The 23,491-nt window shown below is 40.3% G+C and carries 16 protein-coding genes; 3 read left to right on the top strand and 13 right to left on the bottom strand.

Annotation, left to right across the window (positions count from 1 at the left end; translation table 11 throughout):
* Positions 1–111: 111 nt before the first annotated feature.
* Entirely contained in the window at positions 112–2,058 is a 1,947-nt protein-coding gene (locus IE056_RS01995) for a M1 family metallopeptidase (protein WP_189602941.1), read from the bottom strand.
* 230 nt (positions 2,059–2,288) lie between these two features.
* Between IE056_RS01995 and IE056_RS01990 the strand changes: the two genes are divergently transcribed.
* Positions 2,289–2,498 carry a hypothetical protein gene (locus IE056_RS01990; RefSeq protein WP_189602940.1) on the top strand — a complete coding sequence of 70 codons (210 nt, stop codon included), beginning with the start codon at positions 2,289–2,291 and terminating at the stop codon, positions 2,496–2,498.
* On the opposite strand, the gene IE056_RS01985 is transcribed toward IE056_RS01990, so the two are convergent.
* The gene (locus IE056_RS01985) at positions 2,475–2,957 is read right to left on the bottom strand and encodes a DUF4168 domain-containing protein (protein WP_189602939.1); all 483 of its coding nucleotides are present in this window, start codon (positions 2,955–2,957) and stop codon (positions 2,475–2,477) included. The two genes, IE056_RS01990 and IE056_RS01985, sit on opposite strands and share 24 nt — an antisense overlap.
* A 376-nt stretch (positions 2,958–3,333) precedes the next feature.
* Here IE056_RS01985 and IE056_RS01980 point away from each other — a divergent pair, with 376 nt between their 5' ends.
* The gene (locus IE056_RS01980; protein ID WP_189602938.1) at positions 3,334–3,579 is read left to right on the top strand and encodes a hypothetical protein; all 246 of its coding nucleotides are present in this window, start codon (positions 3,334–3,336) and stop codon (positions 3,577–3,579) included.
* A gap of 27 nt (positions 3,580–3,606) precedes the next feature.
* Here the strand turns inward: IE056_RS01980 and IE056_RS01975 are convergent, their stop codons facing one another.
* Positions 3,607–4,233: a DUF4403 family protein gene (locus IE056_RS01975; protein ID WP_189602937.1), complete on the bottom strand. Its 627-nt coding sequence runs from the start codon at positions 4,231–4,233 to the stop codon at positions 3,607–3,609.
* A 230-nt stretch (positions 4,234–4,463) separates the two neighbouring features.
* Between IE056_RS01975 and IE056_RS01970 the strand changes: the two genes are divergently transcribed.
* On the top strand, positions 4,464–5,465 hold the full coding sequence (locus IE056_RS01970) for an LLM class flavin-dependent oxidoreductase (protein WP_189602936.1): 1,002 nt from the start codon (positions 4,464–4,466) through the stop codon (positions 5,463–5,465).
* Between the two features lie 162 nt (positions 5,466–5,627).
* Here IE056_RS01970 and IE056_RS01965 read toward each other — a convergent pair whose 3' ends face one another.
* From IE056_RS01965 to IE056_RS01920, 10 genes are all read right to left on the bottom strand, one after another.
* Positions 5,628–7,247 carry a sodium:solute symporter gene (locus IE056_RS01965; protein WP_189602935.1) on the bottom strand — a complete coding sequence of 540 codons (1,620 nt, stop codon included), beginning with the start codon at positions 7,245–7,247 and terminating at the stop codon, positions 5,628–5,630.
* Between the two features lies 1 nt (position 7,248).
* Entirely contained in the window at positions 7,249–8,430 is a 1,182-nt protein-coding gene (locus tag IE056_RS01960) for an aldose epimerase family protein (RefSeq protein ID WP_189602934.1), read from the bottom strand.
* Between the two features lie 18 nt (positions 8,431–8,448).
* The gene (gene araA, locus IE056_RS01955) at positions 8,449–9,957 is read right to left on the bottom strand and encodes an L-arabinose isomerase (RefSeq protein WP_189602933.1); all 1,509 of its coding nucleotides are present in this window, start codon (positions 9,955–9,957) and stop codon (positions 8,449–8,451) included.
* Positions 9,958–10,049: 92 nt separating this feature from the next.
* Positions 10,050–10,754 carry an L-ribulose-5-phosphate 4-epimerase gene (locus IE056_RS01950; protein WP_189602932.1) on the bottom strand — a complete coding sequence of 235 codons (705 nt, stop codon included), beginning with the start codon at positions 10,752–10,754 and terminating at the stop codon, positions 10,050–10,052.
* A complete protein-coding gene (locus tag IE056_RS01945; protein WP_189602931.1) occupies positions 10,751–12,436 on the bottom strand; it encodes a ribulokinase in 1,686 nt (561 codons plus the stop codon). Before IE056_RS01945 ends, IE056_RS01950 begins: the two co-directional genes overlap by 4 nt.
* Before the next feature lie 18 nt (positions 12,437–12,454).
* The gene (locus IE056_RS01940; RefSeq protein ID WP_189602930.1) at positions 12,455–14,842 is read right to left on the bottom strand and encodes a glycoside hydrolase family 127 protein; all 2,388 of its coding nucleotides are present in this window, start codon (positions 14,840–14,842) and stop codon (positions 12,455–12,457) included.
* A 6-nt stretch (positions 14,843–14,848) separates the two neighbouring features.
* Positions 14,849–16,393: an alpha-N-arabinofuranosidase gene (locus IE056_RS01935; protein WP_189602929.1), complete on the bottom strand. Its 1,545-nt coding sequence runs from the start codon at positions 16,391–16,393 to the stop codon at positions 14,849–14,851.
* Positions 16,394–16,568: 175 nt separating this feature from the next.
* Positions 16,569–18,725: a thioredoxin domain-containing protein gene (locus IE056_RS01930; RefSeq protein WP_189602928.1), complete on the bottom strand. Its 2,157-nt coding sequence runs from the start codon at positions 18,723–18,725 to the stop codon at positions 16,569–16,571.
* Positions 18,726–18,946: 221 nt separating this feature from the next.
* Positions 18,947–20,413: a RagB/SusD family nutrient uptake outer membrane protein gene (locus tag IE056_RS01925; RefSeq protein WP_189602927.1), complete on the bottom strand. Its 1,467-nt coding sequence runs from the start codon at positions 20,411–20,413 to the stop codon at positions 18,947–18,949.
* Between the two features lie 12 nt (positions 20,414–20,425).
* Complete coding sequence (locus tag IE056_RS01920) at positions 20,426–23,458, bottom strand: SusC/RagA family TonB-linked outer membrane protein (protein WP_189602926.1); 3,033 nt, start codon at positions 23,456–23,458, stop codon at positions 20,426–20,428.
* Positions 23,459–23,491 lie beyond the last annotated feature (33 nt).

Genomic DNA, 23,491 nt, shown 5'->3' with positions numbered 1-23,491 from the left:
TGTAGTATATTCTGAAAAAGGAAATATTTCTGACTTTTTCAGAATGAATTATAACTAAAAAGCTCCCGAAAATGAAATTTCCGGGAGCTTTTTGATTGGTATATTTTATTGTTATTCCTGGTAAAAAGAAGTTGGCCAGGCATCATTTGAGAAATTAACATCGGGAAGGATTTTTTCCGGATCCAATACCACACTTTGCACCTGTTTATCGGTACGCAGCAAATGGTTCCAGCTATCCCCTCGTTGCCATATTTCTACAGGGAGACGCACTGTTTCTTCAGTACCATCTTCATAGGTAACCTGTAACACTGCAGGCATTGGAATTTCCCCTCTGTTGGAAAGTGTTATCACATAATTGCCCTGGTAGGATTGAACATTATCAATGGCAAGATCGATATTTCCGGTGCCGTAGAACCAACCTTTCCAGAACCAGGATAGATTTTCTCCTGCAACATTTTCCATGTGATTGAAAAAGTCGGTAGGTTGCGGGTGTTTATAAGCCCAGGTGTGAATATAAGATTTGAAAGCCCTGTCAAACCTTTCTTCTCCCAAAACATATTCCCTTAGCAACAACAGTCCTATAGCAGGTTTATAATAAGCAATCATTCCCAAATTTTGCAGGTTTGCCACATCCGGGTAAGTATCAATACCTTCCCTGTTAGGATTGGAGAACCAGCCTGTCATTCTACGTGTTTGATTAAGTCTGGACGGATATTCTCCATCATTAAATTCCAGTGTGCTGTAGTGGTTAATGAACGTATTGAAACCTTCATCCATCCAGGCATATCTTCTTTCGTTTGTCCCCACGATCATAGGAAACCAGTTGTGTCCGAATTCATGATCTGTTACTCCCCAAAGAGAAGCCCCTTCACTCTTCCATCCACAAAAATTAAGTCCGGGGTATTCCATCCCTCCTATTTCTGCAGCCACATTCACAGCAACAGGCCAGGGATATTCGAACCATTTTTCAGAATAATGTTCTACAGAAGCTTTGGAGTATTCGGTAGACCTGCTCCATGCTTCTTCTCCTGCACTTTCTTTAGGGTAAGCAGATTGTGCCATGGCTTTTTTTCCGCTTGGAAGATCTATTTTAGCTGCATCCCAGATAAAAGCTTTCGAAGAACCAAAAGCAACATCTCTGGAATTTTCTATTTTGAAATGCCATGTAAGGGTGCCTTCCTGTTTTGCCCGTATGGAAGGATCATTTACCTCCTCTGGTCTTACAAGGTAAACGGTAGTATCGCTTTTTGAAGCTGCTTCCATTCTCTCCCTCACTTCTCTGGAAAGAACCTGTCGTGGATTCTGTAGTTCTCCAGATCCAACTACAATATGATCCCATGGAGCTGTTACTTTATAATCAAATGTTCCGTAATCGTAGTAGAACTCTCCGGCGCCAAGGTAAGGCTCCACGTTCCAACCTTCTATATCATCAAAAACGGCCACCTGTGGAAACCATTGTGCCATGGCATAGATGGTACCATCTTCCACCTCAAGTCGTCCCATCCTGTCCATACCTTCAACAGGAATTTTATAGGTAAAATCCATAGAAACTGTTGCTTTACCACCTTTTGCGGGAATTGGTTCATCAAAGAAAACCTGCATACGGGTGTCATTAATCATATATTCTGAAGAGGTACTGCGTTTCATCCTGGCTTCTAAATTTGATATTTCATATCCACCATCAATATCTCCGTTATACCTGTTTCCCTGGATAGGCGTGGTTAAAGTTCCACGAGAAGTTTCGGTAAAGCGATTTTGTTCCAGGTACATCCAGATGAAATCAAGCTCCTGCGGCGAATTATTGGTATATTCTACTGTAATACTTCCGGTGATGGTATGGTTTTCATCATCGAGTGTGACATCAATGTCATAATCGGCTTCGTTTTGCCAGTACTCGGGACCGGGTTTACCCGAGGCAGCACGGTACATATTTCCCGCCCGATTGGTGAATTCGTTGAAATCCTGCTGATTCGTTTCTGTTACTTCCTGCGCCTGTAACTGCGGAAAACCGATTCCTGCCAGTGCAAGTGCAAAAATTGCTTTTGAAAAATAGTTCATGGGTTTAATAATTTTGAGAACGCTAATTTTAAATTAACCCGGAAAATATCACTTTTTAAGAGATTATTTCTGAAAAAGTCGCAAAAAAATAATCGGAAACTAATTTCTTCAAATCCCTCTTCCATTTTCCATTTTAAATCCTCTTAATTTCAGAATTTTAGGGTTCCACCTGGCTTTATATCTCATAAAGACAAAAAACAGATTTCTGAAATCTGGATAAATTAATTAAAATGGAATTTAAAGTAACGGCCAACACAATTATCGGAAATCCTGCCTCACGATATCTTTCCCAGTTTATTCGGGACTGTTTTACTTCAGAAAAAGAAGAGGTAAAGAAAATGCTTCAGAAGAAAAAACCGCTTAAAAACAAGAAAGGTGACATCATGCCACCTTTCTGTATTCGTTACGATCGAGAACTATCCTTCAAAGACTGCTTTTAGCCTTTCCTGTAGCTCAGGATCACTTTGAAGACCCATAGCAATTTGCTCATATCTTTGAAGAGTCAAATCGGCGTCTGTAATTACTTTTTCCATTTTTGCCTGGAAAGTTCCTTGCATCTCTTCCAGTTCAGAAGCGATGGCCTGATGTTTTTGTAAATCTTCTTTAGAAGCTTCTACTTCAACTGCCGGGTCCATAGAAGCCTGGTGAATCTCGTTGAATTTTTGAACATCCATTCCACCTTCTTCTACCACAGACATCATCTCCTGTTGCGCCTGTTGATTTACCATTCTAATACCCTGAAAAGCGTTCGCAAATTTTTGCAGTTCACCATCACTAACCTCAACTTTTTGCTGCTGTTGCTGTGGCTGCGGAAGTTGTGGAGTTTGAGCGAAACTTGCGAATGTTCCCATTATGGTAAAGAAGAAAAGAAAACTTGCTACTTTTTTCAATTTAAACATAATAACTGATTTTTTATTGTTAGCCCAAAATTTGGCAAACACTATACCACGATCGGGTATTTAGAAATTTAATTCAGAAAGAGCTCAAGATTCAGAAAAAAGCTGTAAAATAATGATGCCCCAAAAATTAACCGAAACTTAATCTTCTCTTTCTTTTTTTAATATTCCTGTAACCAGAATCCCGTTATCAACTCGTATTTTTGAGGTGTAAATTTTAGGGATATGAAACAGATGGTTTTAAACGCAGTCAAAAAAATGCTTTTAGCCTTCCTGCTATGGCTAATATTAACGGCGTCTTTTTTTGTGCTGTGATCAAAAACTTATCCCGGTAAAAAGTATCCGTAATAGTAGGTAAACTTAAAAAAAACAAATCACTATGGAATTAAAAGAAAATTATTATCTAGCAAAAGAAACACTGCAGTTTCCTGTGCGTTATGACAAAAAGGGACAAACCATCTGGGATGCAAACAACATGATGATATGCGATATAAGAGGATGGGGGAAAATCCAGTTTCTTCGGGTGCCTGAAAAAAGACAGGATGAGATTGGGGAACTTATTGCCGACCTTTTGAATGATTTTTTGGTAGGTAAAGGAAAAGCTCTGGAAGAATTGTTTATCTAGTTAAAATCATCCTGAAACGAGCTATTTTTAGAAATTAATTTCCTTAATATCCACAAGAGCATTACCTTCAATATTCACATGAATTAAGAACTGACGTTCGCCGGCAATGATCTCTGCAACTCTGAAAGTGCTTAGTTTTCCCGATGCAAAAATGCCTTTAGATGCTTCCACTCGATTTTCCAGTTTAAGATTGATCTTTTCGAGCTGTTCCTTAACAGGAGGTCCTAGCTCAAAATTCAGTTTACTTTTTAGTTTATCATACATGAACCTGTTTGCAACGGCCTGCAGGGATTTATTCAAAAACCAGTTTTTTCCGGTCCCCTGCAGCTTATAATCCAGAATTTTCACCTCCTGATTTTTTTCATCAAAACCAATGGCAGCATGCAATTTCACACTGCCTTTTTTATTGCTGAAAAAAGAAGTAAGGGTTTTAAAGTCCAGGTTTAGAGAAATATCAAAATCTTCTTCTAAACTTTTTTCTACAGATAATCCCAGAATTTCTGCATATTTTTTTTCTTCTCCATTATTATCTTCTGCTTTTATATTCTTACCTATTAGTTTCTTCTGAAGAAACGATTCTATAACATTATAACCTATTCGCACCGGTACAAGCATAAATACATTATCCTGTGGCGCTTTTTTAATTTTATCCATAATATTGTGAGTTCCTCTTCTAAAATATGAAATTATTAGCACATGAAGGAAAAGTACGTAGCTATAAAGCCATAAATCTATTCATAAATGAGCCCTTTTCAGGTCTTTACCTTTAAAAAGTAAAAACTCCTTTAAATTAGCAGTCCCAGAATGAAATAAATCTTGCTTTGCTTCGACCAACACTATTCCGGTTTAAACAAACGAGTTAAATTTCAGAATTAAATAATCTTATGAGTACTAAAAATATCCCCATTTCCATATTAGAATTAGCCAGTGTAGGACAGGACATTACTACAGGAGAAACTTTTCAAAATAGTCTCGACCTGGCACAAAAGGCAGAAGAATTAGGCTACAAACGTTTTTGGCTGGCAGAACACCATAACATGATAAGTATTGCAAGTTCGGCTACGGTGGTATTAATGGCTCACATTGCAGCCGGAACCAGCAAAATAAGAGTCGGCTCAGGAGGTATCATGCTACCTAACCATTCCCCATTGATCGTTGCAGAGCAGTTTGGAACCCTCGGTTCTCTCTATCCCAACCGGATTGATATGGGATTGGGAAGAGCTCCCGGAACAGACCAGGCCACGGCACACGCAATCCGGTCAGACAGGATGCAGGCGGTGTATCAGTTTCCGGAGGAGATTGAAAAGATTCAGCAATATTTTTCCAACGATAACGGTGAGGCAAAAGTTCGTGCCACTGTGGCCGAAGGAGTGAACGTGCCTATTTACGTGTTAGGTTCGAGTACAGATAGTGCCCATCTTGCTGCTAAAAAAGGCTTACCCTATGTTTTTGCCAGTCACTTTGCGCCTGCACAGTTATTCCAGGCTTTGAATATTTATTATAATAACTTCCAACCTTCGGAATATTTGCAGGAACCCTATACCATCGCCGGAGTAAACATCATTGCTGCAGATACCGATGAAGAGGCTGAAAAACTATCTACTTCCATGATAAGGATGATGCTGGGCGTAATGACCGGAAAAATAGATTACATGCAAAAACCAACAGCTATGACCCCCGACCTTCGGGAAATAGCCAACCATCCTTCGCTTCAGCAAATGTTGAAATATTCTTTTGTGGGAAGTAAGAAAACTGTAAGAGAAAAAACAGAAGATTTTCTTGGAAAGACCGGTGCCAATGAATTAATGGTCGTTTCCCATATTTATGACCATAATGACAGGATTAAATCCTTTAGAATATTTTCTGAAATAATGAAGGAGAGATAATCCTATAGCAGTGGTAAAATTTATCTTTCAGAAAAATTTCAGAAGTACTGATTTTTGAAGAAGGATTCCTTGAAATAAAAATGCGCTAAGAGAGATGAAATTTTCTTAGCGCATTTTTTGATACCCGAATTATCCAGATCTCTAAGACTAATTCTCCCGGAATTATCTTCCGTTGAATATGATCATTACCCATGCAACTGCACCCAAAACCAGTACAGATACAAGAATATCTTTCCAGTTATAACTGGCTTTATTATCTGCTTTATCTTCGGCAGTAATTGTCTGGAACGTAAGGCTTTTCACTTTTTCCATAGACGGGATTGAGCTTAACAAACTCACAATAGTGACCAATAGCACACAGAAAAGAAAGAACCAGGCACCAAACGTAAGGAAATTCACATCTCCTACTGCAAAGAGGAATCCGTTAGGATTCAGATCATCTTTGATCAACTCAAGTACAATTCTGGCAGCTGCAGCTATAAGACCTACCACAAGAGTCACAAAAGCCCCGAGAGCGTTGATCCTCTTGTAGAAGATTCCCAGCAGGAAGACCGCAGTAATAGGAGGGGCAATATATGACTGCACCTTTTGCAGGTATTCATAGAGAACACCTGAAATATTTGCCATAATAGGAATCCAGATAATCCCAATGATCACAATCACCACAGTAGCGATTTGTCCTGTTCTTACCAGTTGTTTTTCCGGCGTATTCGGTCTCAGTTTTTTATAAATATCAACGGTAAACAGCGTAGAACATGAGTTGAAAACAGAGGCCAGGGAGCTCATTAAAGCTGCCAGTAATCCCGCGGCAACAAGACCTCTTAATCCTGATGGCAGTAAATTACTCATCAACACCGGAAAAGCTTCATCGGGGTTTTCCCAATGCAATTCACCCCTCATTTTTAACGTAAGGGCTATGATCCCTGGAATAAGGAACAAGAATACCGGAAGCAGTTTTAATAACGCTCCGAATATGGTGCCTCTTCTCCCCTCTTTGATGTTTCTCGCGGTTAATGCACGTTGCACGATATACTGGTCTGTACACCAGTACCAGACACCCACAATTGTACTGGTAATGAGCAACGATGGCCAAGGGAAATCAGGATCTGTAGCAGGACGCCACATATTAAGATACTGCGGAGAAACTGTTTCTTTCATACTTTCCCAACCTCCTACTGCATCTAATCCAATAAAAGTAAGTGCACCGGCACCCAGGACAAGGATGATTGCCTGAAGAGTTTCTGTATAAACCACAGCCTTCATTCCTCCAAGTACTGTATATAAACCTGTAAGTACCACAGTAGCAATTGCACCTGTCCAGAAATCTATTCCGAGTAAAGCAGAAACTACCACTCCACCCGCATAAATAGTTACCGAAATCTTTGTGAGTACATAAGCAATAATCGAGAAAATGGAAAGGACCCAGCGGGATCTTGCATCAAACCGCTTTTCAAGAAATTCCGGCATCGTAAATACTCCACTACGCTTATAGAACGGCAGGAATACCCATCCAAGTATAAGCACCACCCACGCCTGAATTTCATATATAAGCATAGGAAGTTTATCTCCCGCACCCGCTCCTGCAAGCCCTACTACGTGTTCTGATCCTATATTGGAAGCAAAGATAGATGCACCCACTACAAACCAGCCAACATTTCTACCGGCAAGAAAATAATCTTCTGTATTGCTTTGTTTCTTAGAAATTACCCAAACTACAATCCCGGCCAGGATGAGGAAATATGCTGCGATCGCAATCCAATCTAATGAATCTAATGGTACCATACTATTGCTTTATGGAGAATATAAAGGTCGTTTTAGAGGAATAGGTATCTCCCGGCTCCAGTACTACAGATGGGAAATGCTCCTGATTCGGAGAATCTGGGTAATGCTGAGTTTCCAGGCAAAACCCTGTCCTTTTTTCATAATTACCATCCCCATATTGAAGCGGTAAAGTACCATCAAGGAAATTACCGGAGTAAAACTGGATTCCGGGTTCGGTAGTGTGTACTTCCAGCAATCGGCCGCTTTCCTTGTGATATGCAGAAGCAGCAAAACGCATTCCGCTGTCCTGCTCATTCAGCACCCAGTTATGGTCGTATCCACCGGCTCTTTCAAGCTGATCATTATCTGCTTCAATATTTTCTCCGGCTTCTTTGGGTTCCCTGAAATCGAATGGCGTATTTGCCACTTCCCGCATCTCTCCGGTTGGAATTAGATTTTCGGTAACCGGAAGATACTGGTCAGCATTGATTTTAATTTCGTGATCGAGAATAGTATTAGAAAAATCTCCCGAGAGATTAAAATAAGCATGCTGGGTTAAATTCAATACCGTCTTTTTATCAGTTGTAGCCTCATAGTCTACATCAAGAGAATTGTCATCATTAAGAGTATAGGTGACAAGAGTTTCGAGCCTCCCGGGATAGCCTTCTTCCATATCTTCACTTATGTAAGATAACTTAAGGGTATTATTATCTGCTTCTTCAACTTTCCACACCACTCTGTCGAAACCTTTTTCACCACCATGTAAATGGTTTTCACCATCATTTTGCGCCAGGGTATACTCTTCCCCATCCAGCGAAAACTTTCCGTTCGCGATCCTGTTTCCGTAGCGCCCTATCAATGCTCCGAAAAACGGATTCTCTCCGGTATATTGTTCAAGGGAATCAAATCCAAGAACAACATCTTCAAAATTTCCCTCTGCATCTGGGGCAGTTAGTGAAGTGATACGTCCACCGTAGGTAATGATCTTGATTTCCATTCCGTTCTCATTTCTAAGCGTATATTGCTCTACCTCCTCCCCATCGGGAGTTGTGCCATAATTTTCTTTCATTACGTTTTCGCGATTAACAGATTTAGTTTCCTCTTCTGAAGTTTGAGAGTTTTTATTTTCATTTTTGCATTGAACAAATGCAAGGGCTAAAATCATAAAGCCGCAACTTAATAAACTTCTTTTTACAGTATTCATAATTGGATTGGTTTAGTTTTACATCCCGTGTTGAAACAGGTGGTAATAAGCTTCGTTGGCGTTCATTTTATCTTTGAATTCACGGACACTCGTCTTTTCATCGATCACCAAAAGTTCAATCCCGGCAATATCGGCAAAATCTTCAAGAAATTCTGTAGTGATCGCCTGGGTGTAAACAGTATGGTGAGCCCCCCCGGCAAGGATCCAGGAAGTTGCAGCTATATCAAGATCGGGTTTTGGATCCCAAAGCACCCGTGCAACAGGTAAATTAGGTAGATCTGCTTCAGGTTTCACTGCCTCCACCTCATTTACTATCAACCTAAACCTGTTCCCCATATCGATCAAAGAAGCATTAAGGGCAGGACCTTCGGGAGAGTTAAACACAAGTCTTGCAGGATCTTCTTTCCCACCAATTCCAAGCGGATGCACTTCACAGGAAGGTTTCCCGTCGGCAATAGAAGGACAAATTTCCAGCATGTGAGATCCAAGAACGTAAGATCTCTGCGGAGTGAAGTGATAGGTGTAATCTTCCATAAAGGAGGTTCCCCCTTCAAGCCCAACTGTCATCACCTTCATTGCTCTTAACAATGCAGCAGTCTTCCAGTCACCTTCGGCACCAAATCCATAACCATCGGCCATTAAACGCTGTACAGCAATTCCCGGCAATTGTTTCAGCTCTCCCAGGTTCTCAAAAGTATCGGTAAAGGCTTTAAAACCACCCTCATCCAAAAAGGCTCTTAATCCTAATTCGATTTTCGCAGCTTCTTTTAATGAGTCTCTTTTTTCACCATTCTTCTGAAGTTTTTCTGAAAGATTATAAGATGATTCATATTCTTCAACAAGTTTGTTTACTTCATCCTCCTTTACCGCCTTGATATGTTTTACAACGTCTGAAGAATCATAGCCGTTCACAGACATCCCGAACCGCATCTGGGCCTGTACCTTGTCTCCTTCGGTCACTGCCACTTCCCTCATGTTGTCGCCAATCCTGGCTACTTTCAAATGCTGAAGTTCATCCCAGCCAAGTACAACGCGGGACCAAATCCCTAACTTTTTCTGAACACGATCCGACTGCCAGTGACCTACTATTACCTTTCGCTTTTTACGCATCCTGGTCATCATAAATCCGAATTCCCGGTCTCCATGTGCAGATTGGTTCAGGTTCATAAAATCCATATCGATCTTATCCCAGGGAATTTCAGAATTAAACTGTGTATGCAGATGACAAAGTGGTTTTTTCAAGAGCGTAAGACCCCTTATCCACATTTTCGCCGGAGAAAAAGTATGCATCCAAGCTACGATCCCAATACAATTTTTGTTGGTATTGGCATCCTGGCAAAGATTTGTGATCTCATCTGAAGTTTTCAATGTCCCTTTGTAGATTACCTTTAGGGGTATATGTGAGGATTTCTGTAATCCGTCTACGATCTGCTTTGAATTATCGGCAACTTGTTTTAAGGTTTCGTCGCCATATAAATGCTGACTTCCGGTGACAAACCAGATTTCTTTTTCGTCTATATTGAACATGTTAGTTTGATTTATGTTGGTTAAATTATTAACAAAGTAGGTATATAAACCTCGCCGGTTTTTGAAGCCTGTGAGGTCTATATTATTGGGGATTATTTTTGTCCGTAATAGGCATTTTTACCATGTTTACGTTCGTAGTGTTTTTTAATTAGTGAGTCCTTTAACCGCAGTGCCTCCGGATTTATTTGCAGGGTCAAAAATGCCATTCTTGCCACTTCCTCCAGGACTTTACTGTTGTACACAGCTTTGGCTGCATCTTTGCCCCAGGTGAAAGGTCCGTGGTTTCCAATGAGCACCATTTGAACTTCTTCATATGAGAGGCCTTTGTCCCTGAAGCAGTCCTGGATCTGTATCCCGGTGTTGTGTTCATAATTTCCCTCGATCAAGTCGTCACGCATTGGCGGAGCACATGGAATATCTGCTGTTAAATGGTCGGCATGGGTGGTTCCAAAAATTGGGATGTCCCGTTGGGCCTGGGCCCAGGCTACGGAATAGGTTGCATGAGTATGCGCCACTCCGCCTATTTCTTTCCAGTTCTTGTACAAATAAGCATGGGTTTTTGTGTCTGAAGAAGGTCTCATTTCGCCTTCAATAATATTGTTCTCAAAATCGATGATCACAATATCTTCAGGTTTTAAATCTTCATAGGGCACTCCGCTGGGTTTAATGGCAAAAACCTCTTTTTCGCGATCTACGGCACTAACATTTCCAAAGGTATAGATCACAAGGTTCAATGCATTCAGCTGCATATTGGCCTCGTAACATTCATGTTTCAATTCCTGATAAATAGAACTCATTTCTTGCTGATTTTATGGGATGTACTTTTTTCGGCGAAAGCACCCAATTCTTTATAAGCCTGCATTAATTCTGCATAGACTTTCACTTCTTCTTTCTTTGGAAGATATTCTGCTTCAAAACCACTTCCCAGGGTTTTACTGGCTTCAATCACATTGGGATAAAGTCCGGCAGCAACAGCAGCATAAATGGCCGCTCCAAGAGCCGGTGCTTCATCTGAAGCAGCTACTTTAATTGGCATATCCAGTACATTTGCCAGGGTCTGCATGATAAAAGGGGATTTTCGTGCCACTCCTCCAATTCCTATTACACTGTTGATCTTCACGCCTTCTTCTTCAAAACGGTTCACGATCTCTTTGGAACCAAAGCAAATTGCGTTGATCAAAGCTTTAAAAATATGAGGGGCTTTTGATCCTAATGAAAGGTTTGAAATGGCACTTTTCAACTCCTGATTAGCATCGGGAGTTCTACGGCCGTTGATCCAATCCAGAGCTATAGGTAGACTCTCAAAAATGTCAATTTTCTCTGCCTCTTCAGAAAGTTTCCTGATGAAATTCTTTTCGGCCTCTGCTTTTAACTGCTGTTTTTGTTCTTCAGAAAGTATATCAGAATTAAAAACAAGATTATCAAGAGGCCAGGACAGTACATCCTTGAACCAGGCAAGTACATCTCCAAAAGCAGATTGGCCCGCTTCCAGACCGATCATATCCGGAATGACCGAGCCGTCTACCTGACCACAGATCCCTTTTACCGTTTTATCTCCAACGTTTTCTTTGGAGGATATAATAATATCGCAGGTAGAAGTTCCCATTACGCGAACCAGCGTGTGCTTATCGATCTTAGCTCCTACCGCGCCCGAATGTGCATCAAAAACTCCAACTGCTATAACACAGTCTGTACTCAATCCTAATTTTTGAGCCCATTCCGCGCTTAAGTTCCCGGCAACCTCATCTGAGGTATAGGTTTTCTCATATAACCTCCCGCGAAGCTGCCCCAAATAAGGATCCAGCCTGTTGAGAAAATCTTCAGAAGGAAGTCCGCCCCAGCTTTGGTGCCACATAGCCTTGTGACCTGCTGCACAGCGACTGCGCTTAAAGGACTGCAAATCCTGATCTTCAAGGAGCATAAAAGTCATTAGATCGCAGTGTTCCATCCAGGAATAAGCTGCATTTTTCACCTTTTCATCTTCCCTGATGACGTGTGTGATCTTCGCCCAAAACCATTCGGAAGAATAAATTCCGCCTTCATATTTTGTATAATTTTCTCCTCCCCAGTTTTCAGCCAGTTCATTGATCTCATTGGCTTCATTGATGGCAGTGTGATCTTTCCATAACACCATCATTGCATTGGGGTTTTCTTCAAAACCTTCCACTAAAGCCAGCGGAGTTCCTTCTTTTGTAACTGCAATTGGGGAGGAGCCGGTGGTGTCAATACAGATCCCTCTTACAGTTTTTCCGTCAATTCCACTTTTTTCTACAACCCCTTTGATCGTCTTTTCAAGACCTTCCATATGATCTAAAGGATGTTGCCTAAACTGATTTATAGCTGCATTACAATATTTTTGTTCCTTCCAACGAGGGTAGTAATAAGTATCTGAGGCCATTTCCTTACCGTTTTCTGAATCCACCAACACGGCTCTTACCGAATCGGTTCCGTAATCAAGGCCTATAACGTAGTTCTTCATTCTTCTTTAATATCTGTTTTAATCCTTTAATAATCTTACATCATAGATTCCTGCTGTCCTGGAGCCGGAATGGGCCTCAAATTTAATTTCAAAAACTCCATTGCTGTTTTTCACGAGGTTGGCAGGAAGCGTATAATTTTTTTCAAAAAATTTGTTTCCTTCCAGGCCATGGAAACTTTCTTCGGCAATTACCTCATTATTAACCAAGATTTTGAAGTTACGTTCGTTGTCACCTCCAAAATAAGTTATTCGAAGTTTTTGTGCCTGCTTTTCATTATCAACCATACGATAGCTAAACCAGCCTTCAGCATCCCGCCAATGTCGATCGCGGTTAACACCAATATTGGAATTCTCACTTTCAATAAAATGATCGGCCTCCGGTTGTTGTTCCCCGGGATTCACCCTATCTAATGTCATCGCCGCCAACCTTTTTTCCTCATCCTCCTTTTGCTCAAGCTCCCTATGGATTTTCTCAATTCCTTTAGTAGTCTCTAAAGGAAGATAAATTACATACCTGGAGTCGTGCAGGGTATAAAAAGGTATGAATTCAAGTTCTTTAAATTCGGAAGGATATAAAACTTCTGATGCCGAGAAGGTCAATGTTTTGCCTGGAACTTTTTTCACCAGCCTTTCTATATCTTCGGTTTTGTCTGAAAGGAAATAAGGCATTTCTGAAAGCGGAATGATCTCCCCGGCTGCAATGTGCCCGCCCCTGCTGTCATCTGCAAAAAGTCCGTCCATATCCTGATCTCCGGTTTTGGCCGCCAGTACAATAGGCCCATATTTTAGAGCCTTATAATCTGAACCATCCGGTAATTTTTCAGAAGTAATATGCATAGGTAGTTCTACATCTACCCTGTCACCATCACTCCATTTCCTGTTTATAGCGACATAACTTCCCGGCGCCTGGTCAACCTTTACCGGCTTACCGTTGACTTCAATTTTAAGCTCACCGGCCGCAATCCAGCGCGGATATCTGATTTTTAAATTTAATTCCGTAGGATTTTCAGCCTTGATAAGAAAGGAAGTGGCTTCTTCTTCAGGAAAACTAGTTTTCTGAGTAAGGGAAAGACCTGTTTCCTCCCAATTTAGCGTGGATGGGATAAAAAGATTTACATATAAATCATCTTCAGAATGGGCATAGATCAATTCGTTGTATTTACCATGATTTTCCAGCCCTGAGCCCACACAGCACCAAAAACTGGTTTCAGGCTGGGAATATACCCGATAATGGCCGGGACGCATGGGAGTGAAGTATACGAATCCGCCTTTTTCGGGATGTTGAGAAGAGAGAATGTGATTGTATAATCCCTGCTCATAATAATCAATATACCTTTCCAGCCCTTCAGCCTGGAAAAGCTGTTTGCTCAATTTCAGCATATTATAGGTATTACAGGTCTCAGGCCCCTGGACACTGTTGATCATGGAAGAAAAATCTGTCGTGGGATGAAAATGTTCCCGCACACTATTCCCGCCAATGGCAACGGTTCGGTTATTCACCACCGTCTCCCAAAAAAACCTCGCAGCATTGTGATACTCTTCATCTCCCGAAATTCCGGCAATGGTTTCAAAACCGATTACCTTCGGAATTTGGGTATTGGCATGCATTCCGTTTAAATTATCTTTTTCCTGTTTTAGAGAATCCAACACAATCTGGTGTGAAAAACTATAAGCAAGATCAAGATATTTATCCTCGCCTGTAATTGCAGCTACCTCAGCAAATACTTCGTTTAACCCGCCATGTTCAGAAATGAGAAGGGACTGGATCTGTTCATCGGTAAGATTTGCTGTAATCCCGATCATCCAGTCGGTGTACTCAATTAACATTTCCCTGGCAAGTTCGCTGCCCGTATGTTGGTATGCATCCAGAAGTCCGGCATAGGTCTTATGGATATTGTAAAGAGGCACCCACCTGTCATTCAAGTTAAAGCTGCCAGGGTCAAGCTGCCCGGATTCTATTTCCAGCCACAATTCCTTGCTATTGGGAACACCTCCAATATAACCTGTGCCATAGGCATCCTGGGCACGTTTAAGTTCTGAAAGCATGTATTCCAGTCTTTGGAGAACTTCCCGGTTTCCTGTTGAAGCATACATAAGGGAAAGCGCTGTTATGTAGTGTCCTCCTATATGCCCATCAAGTCCGGAATTTTCCCAATTGGGATAGCTTTCTTCTTTAGGATCCAATCCCGCTTCCCGTAAAAACGGCGCCAGAAGTTTATCGGGATTTAATTCCAGGATATATTCCAGATCCACCAACATCGCATTGCGGAAAGGACCTTTTTCCAGGCTAACATCTTCAAGTTTAAAGATTTCCAGTTTTGACTGCTGGCCTAACATAACTGAAGCAGCAAGAAAAGCCACTAAACTTAGAAATCGTACCCTAATATTAACATAGAATAGTTTCATACCTGATTATTTGGACGATAGCACTATAACCGAGAACGGTGGCAGGTTAACTTCCAGCTTGTCTTTTCTCAGCTTAAAATCTTTATATTCAGCTATGTTAATTTTCTCCGGCTCATCAAAGGTATTGTGGTCCTGAATCTTTTCTGATCTCAGGATTTGTCCCACCATATTCTTTATATCAAGTCCTTCGAGATTGATTTCAACTTTATGTTCGTTGTTTGCATCTAAATTTACCATGGAAATGTGAGTATTTCCAGCCTCATTTTTAGAAGCCGAAACAGAAATTGCAGGTAAAGATTCTCCTTCATAGGAATATTCAGGAGAATCAAAATCAACCGGTAGTAACTGAGCGTCGTGGTGTCCGGTGTACATCTTGAACACGTGATAGGTTGGGGTAAGGATCATTTTTTCGCCTTCAGTAAGTACAACTGCCTGCAAAACATTCACGGTTTGTGCAATATTTGCCATCTTCACCCTATCACTATGATTATTGAAAATATTTAAGGTTGCCCCCGCGATCATAGCATCTCTCATGGTGTTCTGCTGATAAAGGAATCCCGGATTGGTACCTTCTTCTACTTCATACCATCCACCCCACTCGTCTACAACAAGGTCAATTTCATTCTCAGGATCATGTTTTTCCATGACCTCAATGTGCTTTTTGACGAACTCATCCATTTTAAGAGCTTCTTTCATACTCTTAAAATAGATCTCTTCAGTATAATCTGTGGAAGGTCCTTTCTCTTCCCAGTCTATTACAGCGTAATGATGAAGTCCTACAGCTTCAATAAGAGATTTTGGAACATCACGCATAAGAACTTCGGTCCAATGATAGTCATCTCCAGTAGCTCCGGCAGCAATCCTATAAAGATCATCTTCGTTTCCACCACTACCCATAAAAGTTGCATATTGCTTGTAAATGTTGGTATAATACTCGACTGTCATATTACCTCCACAGCCCCACATTTCATTTCCAATTCCCCAGTATTTCACATTCCATGGCTCTTCTCTTCCGTTTTCTTTCCTAAGTTTAGCCATGGGACTTCCCTTTGGGTGATTAGTATATTGGATCCAGTCCATAAAATCCTGAACTGTTCCACTACCAACATTTGCAGAGATAAAAGGCTCAGCTCCCAGTTCTTCACAGAGGTTTAAAAAATTGTGAGTTCCAAAGCTGTTATCTTCGGTTACTCCTCCCCACCAGGCATTTACCATTGTCGGTCTTTCTTCTTGTGGGCCTATTCCATTCTTCCACTGGTAAGTATCTGCAAAACAACCTCCGGGCCATCGCAAATTTGGGATTTGAATTTCTTTTAAAGCCTCAATAATATCTGTTCTCACTCCATCTTTATTGGGAATGGCACTGGTATCTCCCACATAAAATCCGTCGTAAATGGATCTCCCAAGATGTTCAGCAAAATGACCATATATATGTTTACTGATTTTTGGAGCATCGTCTGAAGGCTGCAGTTTAATTTCAGTTTGTGTATGGCCAATCCATGAATTAAATGATAGCGCCAGAACAAGTAAAGGAAGAAATTTTGTTTTCATAATGAATCAATTTATTTAAGTAAACCACACAACATTATAGATACCGAAACCTAAAAAATGGTATAGGTGTAATTTGCACATTTCCAAATGTAATTAAAGTTTTTGCATTCCCATAATTAATCTGTACCCCACCTCGTAACCTCACTATTTTTTATTCTGAAATTACAAAGGAGGATTAGTTCCAGATGTTGAAAGTTTCCTCTCTGCCAGTGCGGTAGTTTTCAATTATATTAATAGCTTCTTCTGGTAAAGAAACCGGATATTTACAAGTTTTATTCTGACATACGTAGATTAGCGTCTCTCCAACTACAAGTTTGCTTTTGAGGAGCGGTAAGTTTTCTTTCTCTCCTCCCATAAAAATCGACGTTGGCAAATATTCTTTCTGAACATGAAAATTTTTCTGTAGGGCGTCATTTCCTACAATAGCTATTTCATAAGCTCCAAAGGCTTTTGTGCCTATCAATTTTATCCAATTTGCATAAAAAGATGGTTCCTGCGTTGCTTTCCCGTACATCTGCCCAAGCATATCCTCACTCATTGCTAAATATTCTTCTTTTTCCAACAAAGTGCCCAGGGTAAAAAGGTTTTTTGCCATGACCGAATTGGAGGATGGAATCACATTATCATCCAACTCCATTTTTCTAGCCACAAGGTGATTGTGGTCTCCAGAAGTATAGTAAAACATTCCACTTTCCTCATCCCAGAAATTTTCAATAGCATATCTTGTGATACTTTCTGCTTTTCGCAGCCAGTTTATGTCAAAAGTTACCTGGTAAAGATTAAGGTATGCCCGGCTTAGCAAAGCGTAATCATCCAGAAATCCATTGATCCTGCTCTCCCCATCTTTATAGGTTCTCCATACGCTATTATCAGGATTTATCATCTTCTCATTTAAAAAGTCAGCGCCTTTTACGGCACTTTCAAGAAATTCAGGGTTTCCGAGAGCTAAATAAGCATCAAGATAAGCATCGATCATTAAGGCATTCCAGGAGGTAAGGGATTTATCATCAACAGTAGGTTTTATTCTCTTTTGTCTTACTTTCAGAAGCTTTTCCCGAATATCTTCCAGGGAAACTTTCAACTCGGTATTAGACATACCTTCAGCATTCGAAAATTCTTCAGGAGAAGACTTCCGGAAAAAAATGTTTTTTCCTTTTTCCCAGTTGCCGTAGGGTTCAATGTTATAATACCTGGTCACCAGCTCCAGTTCTGATGCATTTAGAATAGTACGTAGCTCTTCAAGAGTCCAGACATAGTATTTTCCCTCTTCCTCTTCTGTGTCTGCATTTAACGACGAATAAAAGCCGCCTTCATTATTGGACAATTCCCCTTCTACAAATTTCAGACTTTCCTCTATAACTGCTTTATATTCTTGTGACGGTACGACTTTATAAGCTTTGGAATATAAACTGATTAACTGCGCGTTGTCATAAAGCATTTTTTCAAAGTGCGGAACCAGCCATTCGGGATCTGTGGTGTATCGGGAAAATCCCCCGCCTAGCTGATCATAAATTCCTCCCCGCGCCATATTGTTGAGAGTAGTTTTCACCATTTCCAGTACCTCAACATCTTCGGTAAGATAATAATGCTGCAAAAGAGCCTCCCAACTCACAGGTAACGGAAATTTCTGTTCTCCCAGGTATCCTCCTTTTTCCCTGTCAAACTTCGGCTCCCACGCATCCATAACTGTAATATATTCAGCCTTAGAAAATTCTTCTTTTTGCGTACTAAGATCACCTAAACTGTTGGTGCTTTTAATTCCTTCGGTTAAAGCGTTTGCAGTTTCAATTAAAGACTCCCTATCTTCTTTATATGCTTTAGCAATTTGGTTTAAAATATTCTTCCATTCTTCAGGAGGAAAATAAGTGCCTGCGAAGAATGGTTTTCCATTAGGAAGTGCTACAGCATTTAATGGCCAGCCGCCACTCCCGGTTAAAAGCTGGGCAGCATTCATATAAATCTTATCAATATCGGGACGTTCCTCACGATCAATCTTAATTGATACAAATTCACGGTTCATGACTGCAGCCACGCTGGAATCCATAAAACTTTCTCTCTCCATCACATGACACCAGTGGCAGGATGCATAGCCAACACTTATAATAATCGGTTTGTCTTCTGTTTTGGCTTTCTCCATAGCTTCCGGTCCCCATTCGTACCAGTCAACAGGATTATCTGCGTGTCCTCTTAAATATGGACTACTGGCTTCAGCAAGACGATTTTCTTTAACCACCTCCTCCTCAGATTCTTCTTTACATCCGATGAAAAAGCACGAAAGAAGGATGAAAAAGCTGATTGTAAATTGATTTTTTAAATCTCTTCTGAAATCCATGATTATTAAAACAAATTAGATGGAATAAATATAAAAGGTTTTTCAATGAATTAGTTATGCGGTTTGAATATGAATTATGGTACATTTTAATTATTCCATATTCACTATCCTAAATATTGTCAAATACACCATTACGGATTGACTAAGGCAGATAAATTGATAAAATAAAAGCCCTTTCGATTTGCTGAAAGGGCTTTTATTTTATTTATCAAGATGTTTTATTAGTATCCCGGATTCTGATCTTCCTGACTGATTCCATCATTTGCCACAATTTCATCATTAGGAATAGGCCATATTTCATTCTTTCCTGCCTGAAAGCCGTATTCACCAAGATAATCTGCAGCAAGTCCCCATCTTACGAGGTCGGGGAAACGTACTTGTTCTCCGGCTAATTCCACCATTCTTTCATGAACAATAGCATCAAAAACCTCATCCTGGCTAAGATTTGTTGATAGAGGATCTAATCCAGCTCTTTCTCTCACCTCATTAATGTATCCTATAGCTTCTGACTGATTGCCTAATGCGTTTTCCGCTTCAGCCATCATTAAAAGCACATCTGCATAACGGATGACTTTGAAGTTGATACCAGAAGCCTGATCTTCATTAGCATCTTTGTAATAATTCTGATATTTTCTCCATGCTGCTGTCCTTTCAAGAGGAAGTTCCTCTATAACACCACCTGCGAATGTGTCTCCCGGGAAATAGAAGGTTTCGTCGTATCTTATATCCCCTTCTTCATATTCATCCAGAAGATCATCTGAAGGATAGGCGTTGAACCAGTCGTTAAAACCATACTCCTGCCCACGGAAGGTAACTTCATTAGCATCTTCACCGGCTGCATTGGAATTCCAAACAGCAGAATTACCCATGTCATCATCAAACTGAACTTCAAAGATAGATTCCGGTCCAAATTCGTCCTCTTCCCTGAAATTGGCAAAATAATCTTCTTCCAGAGAATATTGACCATAGATACTTTCAAAAGCATTTAAAGCTTCCTGATATTGTTCTCTGTATAAATGAGTCTTTCCTAAAAGGGCATAAGCAGCACCTTTGGTTGCTCTACCATTTTCGGTAGCTTCTTTATCCAGCAAAAACTGGGAAGCATCATTAAGATCTGCTATAATCTGGTTATAAACCTCTGCCTCAGAAGTACGAGGAAAGCCTTCGCCACTCTCAGGAATTGTTGTAATAAGCGGCACGTCACCAAAACGCGTAACCAGCATAAAATAATAAAGAGCCCTTAAGTATTTTGCCTCTCCAATGAACTTATCCTTCTTTTCATCTGTTAAAAGTGATGAAGGAATTTCCCTGATCCTTTCTTCATTGTTAATTACAAAATTGGCTTTGTTGACCCCTCTGTAACAGGCATCCCAATACCAGCTAATTGGAGGATGGCTTGCATCAAATGACCATTCAAGATAAACTCTTTTATCTGCTTCCAATTGAGGATTTCCCAGAGCTTCACGGGACATAAGATCCATCGCAAAGAAATAAGTTCTGGTATACAACCCTATGGTCTGCAAATTAGCGTATACAGCATTTACAGCTGACTGCACCTGGGCTTCTGTCCTAAAGTAGGTTTCAGGAGAAAGACCACTGGGATTGGTAAGTTCAAAATCTTCTTCATCACATCCGTTTACAGCGAATAATGTGACGAAGATCATTAATAGTATTTTTATTTTTTTCATAATTATCTTTTTTTAAAATCCTAATTGTACACCGAATGTAATTGAAGTTGGCTGAGGATATAATCCTCTATCTATACCAACAGCTCCAACTCCCTGTTGCAACACGTTATCAACCCCTATTTCAGGATCAAGACCAGAATAATCTGTCACGGTGATTAAATTTTGCCCGCTTAAGTAAATTCTTAGATTGGCTAGTGAATTCCCAAAAACATTTTCATCGAAGGTATAGCCAATATTCAAGTTCTTTAATCTTGTATAAGAACCATCTTCTACAAATCTGTCTGACGCATTAAGGTTTTGAGGAGCTCCCAAAGCTCTTGGGATGGAGTTTGAAGTTCCTTCTCCCGTCCATCGGTCCATTACAGCTACACCACTGTTAAACAACCTTCCCATACCTTCAAGGTCATAAATATTGGTGTTGTAAATATCATGTCCGTATGCACCCTGAATAAATATTGAAGCATCAAAATTCTTATACTGGGCGCTTAAGTTAAGTCCCATAGTTACTGTTGGATATGGATTACCTATTACTGTCTTATCTGCAGCATTTATGGTACCATCCCCGTTCAGGTCCACAAAACGGATATCTCCTGGCTGTACAACCTCTTGATCTGGATTCGCTGTGTATACGGCATCCACTTCTGCCTGATTTTGAAAAATACCATCAGTCTTTAAACCGTAAAAGTGAAATAACGGCTCTCCCGGTGCAATTCTCGTAAGATACTCGTTCTCAAAAAATCCTCCTGGCACCTGAGAGAGGCTTCCAATTGAAAGAACTTCATTTTTACTGGTTCCAATGTTCAAATTAGCAGACCACGTAAATTCACCTTCATAATCATTATATCCAAGATCAGCTTCAAAACCATTTGTTTTTACAGATCCAACATTAGAAGCTATTGTAGGAACATTATAACCTAAACTAAGTGGTAATGGTAATTCATAAAGAAGATCGTCACTACGGTTACTATAATATTCAAGAGATAATGTGAATGTATTGTTCCATACTCCAAGATCCACCCCTATATTCTTCATAGTTACTTCTTCCCATTTTAGGTTTGGATTACCAAGGCCTTCCGCGGTAGTACCCTCAACTGCTGAACCTCCAATAGGATAGATGAAACTGGTCACCAATGTTGAAGAATAACGATAATTACCAATCATATCATTACCGGTAGTACCCCAACTTCCTCTAATTTTCAGGTTATTTATTTCTGTATCTTCCATAAAGCTTTCCTTGGCAACATTCCATCCTGCTGCCACAGACCAGAAATTACCCCAACGGTAATTGGATCCAAAACGGGAAGAAGCATCTCTACGGAAAGATCCGGCAAGAAGATATTTTTGATCAAAATTATAATTCAATCTTCCTAAAAATCCAACTCTTCTATATTCTGAAGACGCTGAAGTCAACCCAGCCTGATTTAAAGATAATTCTTCCACATCATCAGTAATAGGATTCTGGCTACTTGCATTAAGGCTTTCATTATCCACCCTTTGATCTTCCGCTAAAGCAAGAATTTCAAAATTGTGCAAATCTGCGACATCAAATTTATAGGTTAAGCTATTCGTAAGCGTAAGAGATTGATTGGTACCACTGTTTTTAGTGATCTGAGCAAAATTAAATTGATGAGTAGCTCCATTGCTGTCATCATTGTAAGAAGGAATAAAAAGATCATTATTAAACTTATAATAATCCAAACCTGCCTGACTTCTATAAACAAGACCATCAATTATTTCATATTCGGCAAAAATACTTCCTAAAATAGTGAGACCTTTATTTACAGAGTTACCCAATGTTTGCACCCGTACAGGATTTTCCGCATCCTGACCATCAAGGGTAGAGTTGGGACCTTGGAAACCTCCACGGTTTTCAGAGTTATATACCGGCAAATAAGGAGCTGATTTTATAGCGTGTTCCAATATTGATCTACCACCAGATTCCCTTTCAGGATTTTGTGTAGTAAAAGACACATTTAATGTCTGTCCTAAACGAAGTTTTCCAAAGTTAAAATTACTGTTTGATCTAAAGTTAAACCTTTCGAATTCAGTATCAATCATGGCGCCCTCCTGATTCAAATAACCACCAGAAAATCTGTAATTACTGGTTTCATTACCTCCGGAAAGCCCGAGGTTTATACTTCTTAAAAATCCTGTCCTGAAAATTTCATCCTGCCAGTCGGTTTCATTAGCTATGAAATCGGCATATTGAGGATCTGTAATTCGAGGTGGGATAGGATCTGCAATTTCTCTTGCATATTGTATATATTGTTCCCTATTTAATACATCATAACGGTTGCTGTTGAAATTTACTCCGGAATAGGCGTCCAGGCTTAATTGTGCGCCCTGGGTAGCTTTTCCTGATTTAGTGGTAACAAGCACAACCCCATTCGCCCCTCTTGAACCATAAACTGCAGTGGTAGAAGCATCTTTTAATACCTGGATATTTTCAATATCATTTGGATTAAGACTCCCTAAACCACCGGCTATTACCCCATCAATAACGTATAAAGGATCATTGTTGTTAGGTGAAGCCAGTCCTCTAATCCTCACTGCGGGTGAATTTCCCGGAGCACCTGAATTAATTACAGTTACACCTGAAGCTCTCCCTTGTAAAGCCTGCTCTGCCGTGGCTACCGGAAGACTATTGATCTCTTCACTATCTATACTCGAGATAGCCCCGGTAACCTCAGCTCTTGACTGAGTACCATAACCTACAATAATTACATCGTCTAAAGCCTCTGCATCAGAAACCATGTTAACATCAATAACAGATCGGCCATTGACCTGTATCTCCTGTGTCTCAAAACCAATATAGCTAAACACAAGGGTGGCATCGGGTCCCGGTTCTTCCCCTAATTCCAGAACATAATTTCCATCGAAATCTGTTACAGTACCTGTACTTGTTCCCTCCAGTACTACATTCACTCCGGGCAGCGGTCCAGTTGCATCAGTAACTGTTCCGGTTATGGTTTCCTGTGCAGACATAAATCCAAAGCACAAAAAGCATATAAAAAACAGACTACTTTTTAAATGATTTTTTCTCATATTGATTGGTTGTAAGTTAGTTAGCGATAAATG

Source organism: Salinimicrobium marinum (assembly GCF_014651535.1).
GTDB lineage: Bacteria > Bacteroidota > Bacteroidia > Flavobacteriales > Flavobacteriaceae > Salinimicrobium > Salinimicrobium marinum.
Note: the sequence above shows the minus strand (reverse complement) of the source record. Positions and strands in the feature narration are given on the sequence as shown.

Coding starts and splice junctions, on each gene's coding strand:
- IE056_RS01970 (WP_189602936.1), top strand. CDS start 4,464: ATGAGTACTAAAAATATCCCCATTTCCATATTAGAATTAGCCAGTGTA.
- IE056_RS01965 (WP_189602935.1), bottom strand. CDS start 7,247: ATGGTACCATTAGATTCATTAGATTGGATTGCGATCGCAGCATATTTC.
- IE056_RS01935 (WP_189602929.1), bottom strand. CDS start 16,393: ATGAAAACAAAATTTCTTCCTTTACTTGTTCTGGCGCTATCATTTAAT.
- IE056_RS01990 (WP_189602940.1), top strand. CDS start 2,289: ATGGAATTTAAAGTAACGGCCAACACAATTATCGGAAATCCTGCCTCA.
- IE056_RS01985 (WP_189602939.1), bottom strand. CDS start 2,957: ATGTTTAAATTGAAAAAAGTAGCAAGTTTTCTTTTCTTCTTTACCATA.
- IE056_RS01960 (WP_189602934.1), bottom strand. CDS start 8,430: ATGAATACTGTAAAAAGAAGTTTATTAAGTTGCGGCTTTATGATTTTA.
- IE056_RS01920 (WP_189602926.1), bottom strand. CDS start 23,458: ATGAGAAAAAATCATTTAAAAAGTAGTCTGTTTTTTATATGCTTTTTG.
- IE056_RS01975 (WP_189602937.1), bottom strand. CDS start 4,233: ATGGATAAAATTAAAAAAGCGCCACAGGATAATGTATTTATGCTTGTA.
- IE056_RS01995 (WP_189602941.1), bottom strand. CDS start 2,058: ATGAACTATTTTTCAAAAGCAATTTTTGCACTTGCACTGGCAGGAATC.
- IE056_RS01930 (WP_189602928.1), bottom strand. CDS start 18,725: ATGGATTTCAGAAGAGATTTAAAAAATCAATTTACAATCAGCTTTTTC.
- IE056_RS01940 (WP_189602930.1), bottom strand. CDS start 14,842: ATGAAACTATTCTATGTTAATATTAGGGTACGATTTCTAAGTTTAGTG.
- IE056_RS01950 (WP_189602932.1), bottom strand. CDS start 10,754: ATGAGTTCTATTTATCAGGAATTGAAACATGAATGTTACGAGGCCAAT.
- IE056_RS01925 (WP_189602927.1), bottom strand. CDS start 20,413: ATGAAAAAAATAAAAATACTATTAATGATCTTCGTCACATTATTCGCT.
- IE056_RS01980 (WP_189602938.1), top strand. CDS start 3,334: ATGGAATTAAAAGAAAATTATTATCTAGCAAAAGAAACACTGCAGTTT.
- IE056_RS01945 (WP_189602931.1), bottom strand. CDS start 12,436: ATGAAGAACTACGTTATAGGCCTTGATTACGGAACCGATTCGGTAAGA.
- araA (WP_189602933.1), bottom strand. CDS start 9,957: ATGTTCAATATAGACGAAAAAGAAATCTGGTTTGTCACCGGAAGTCAG.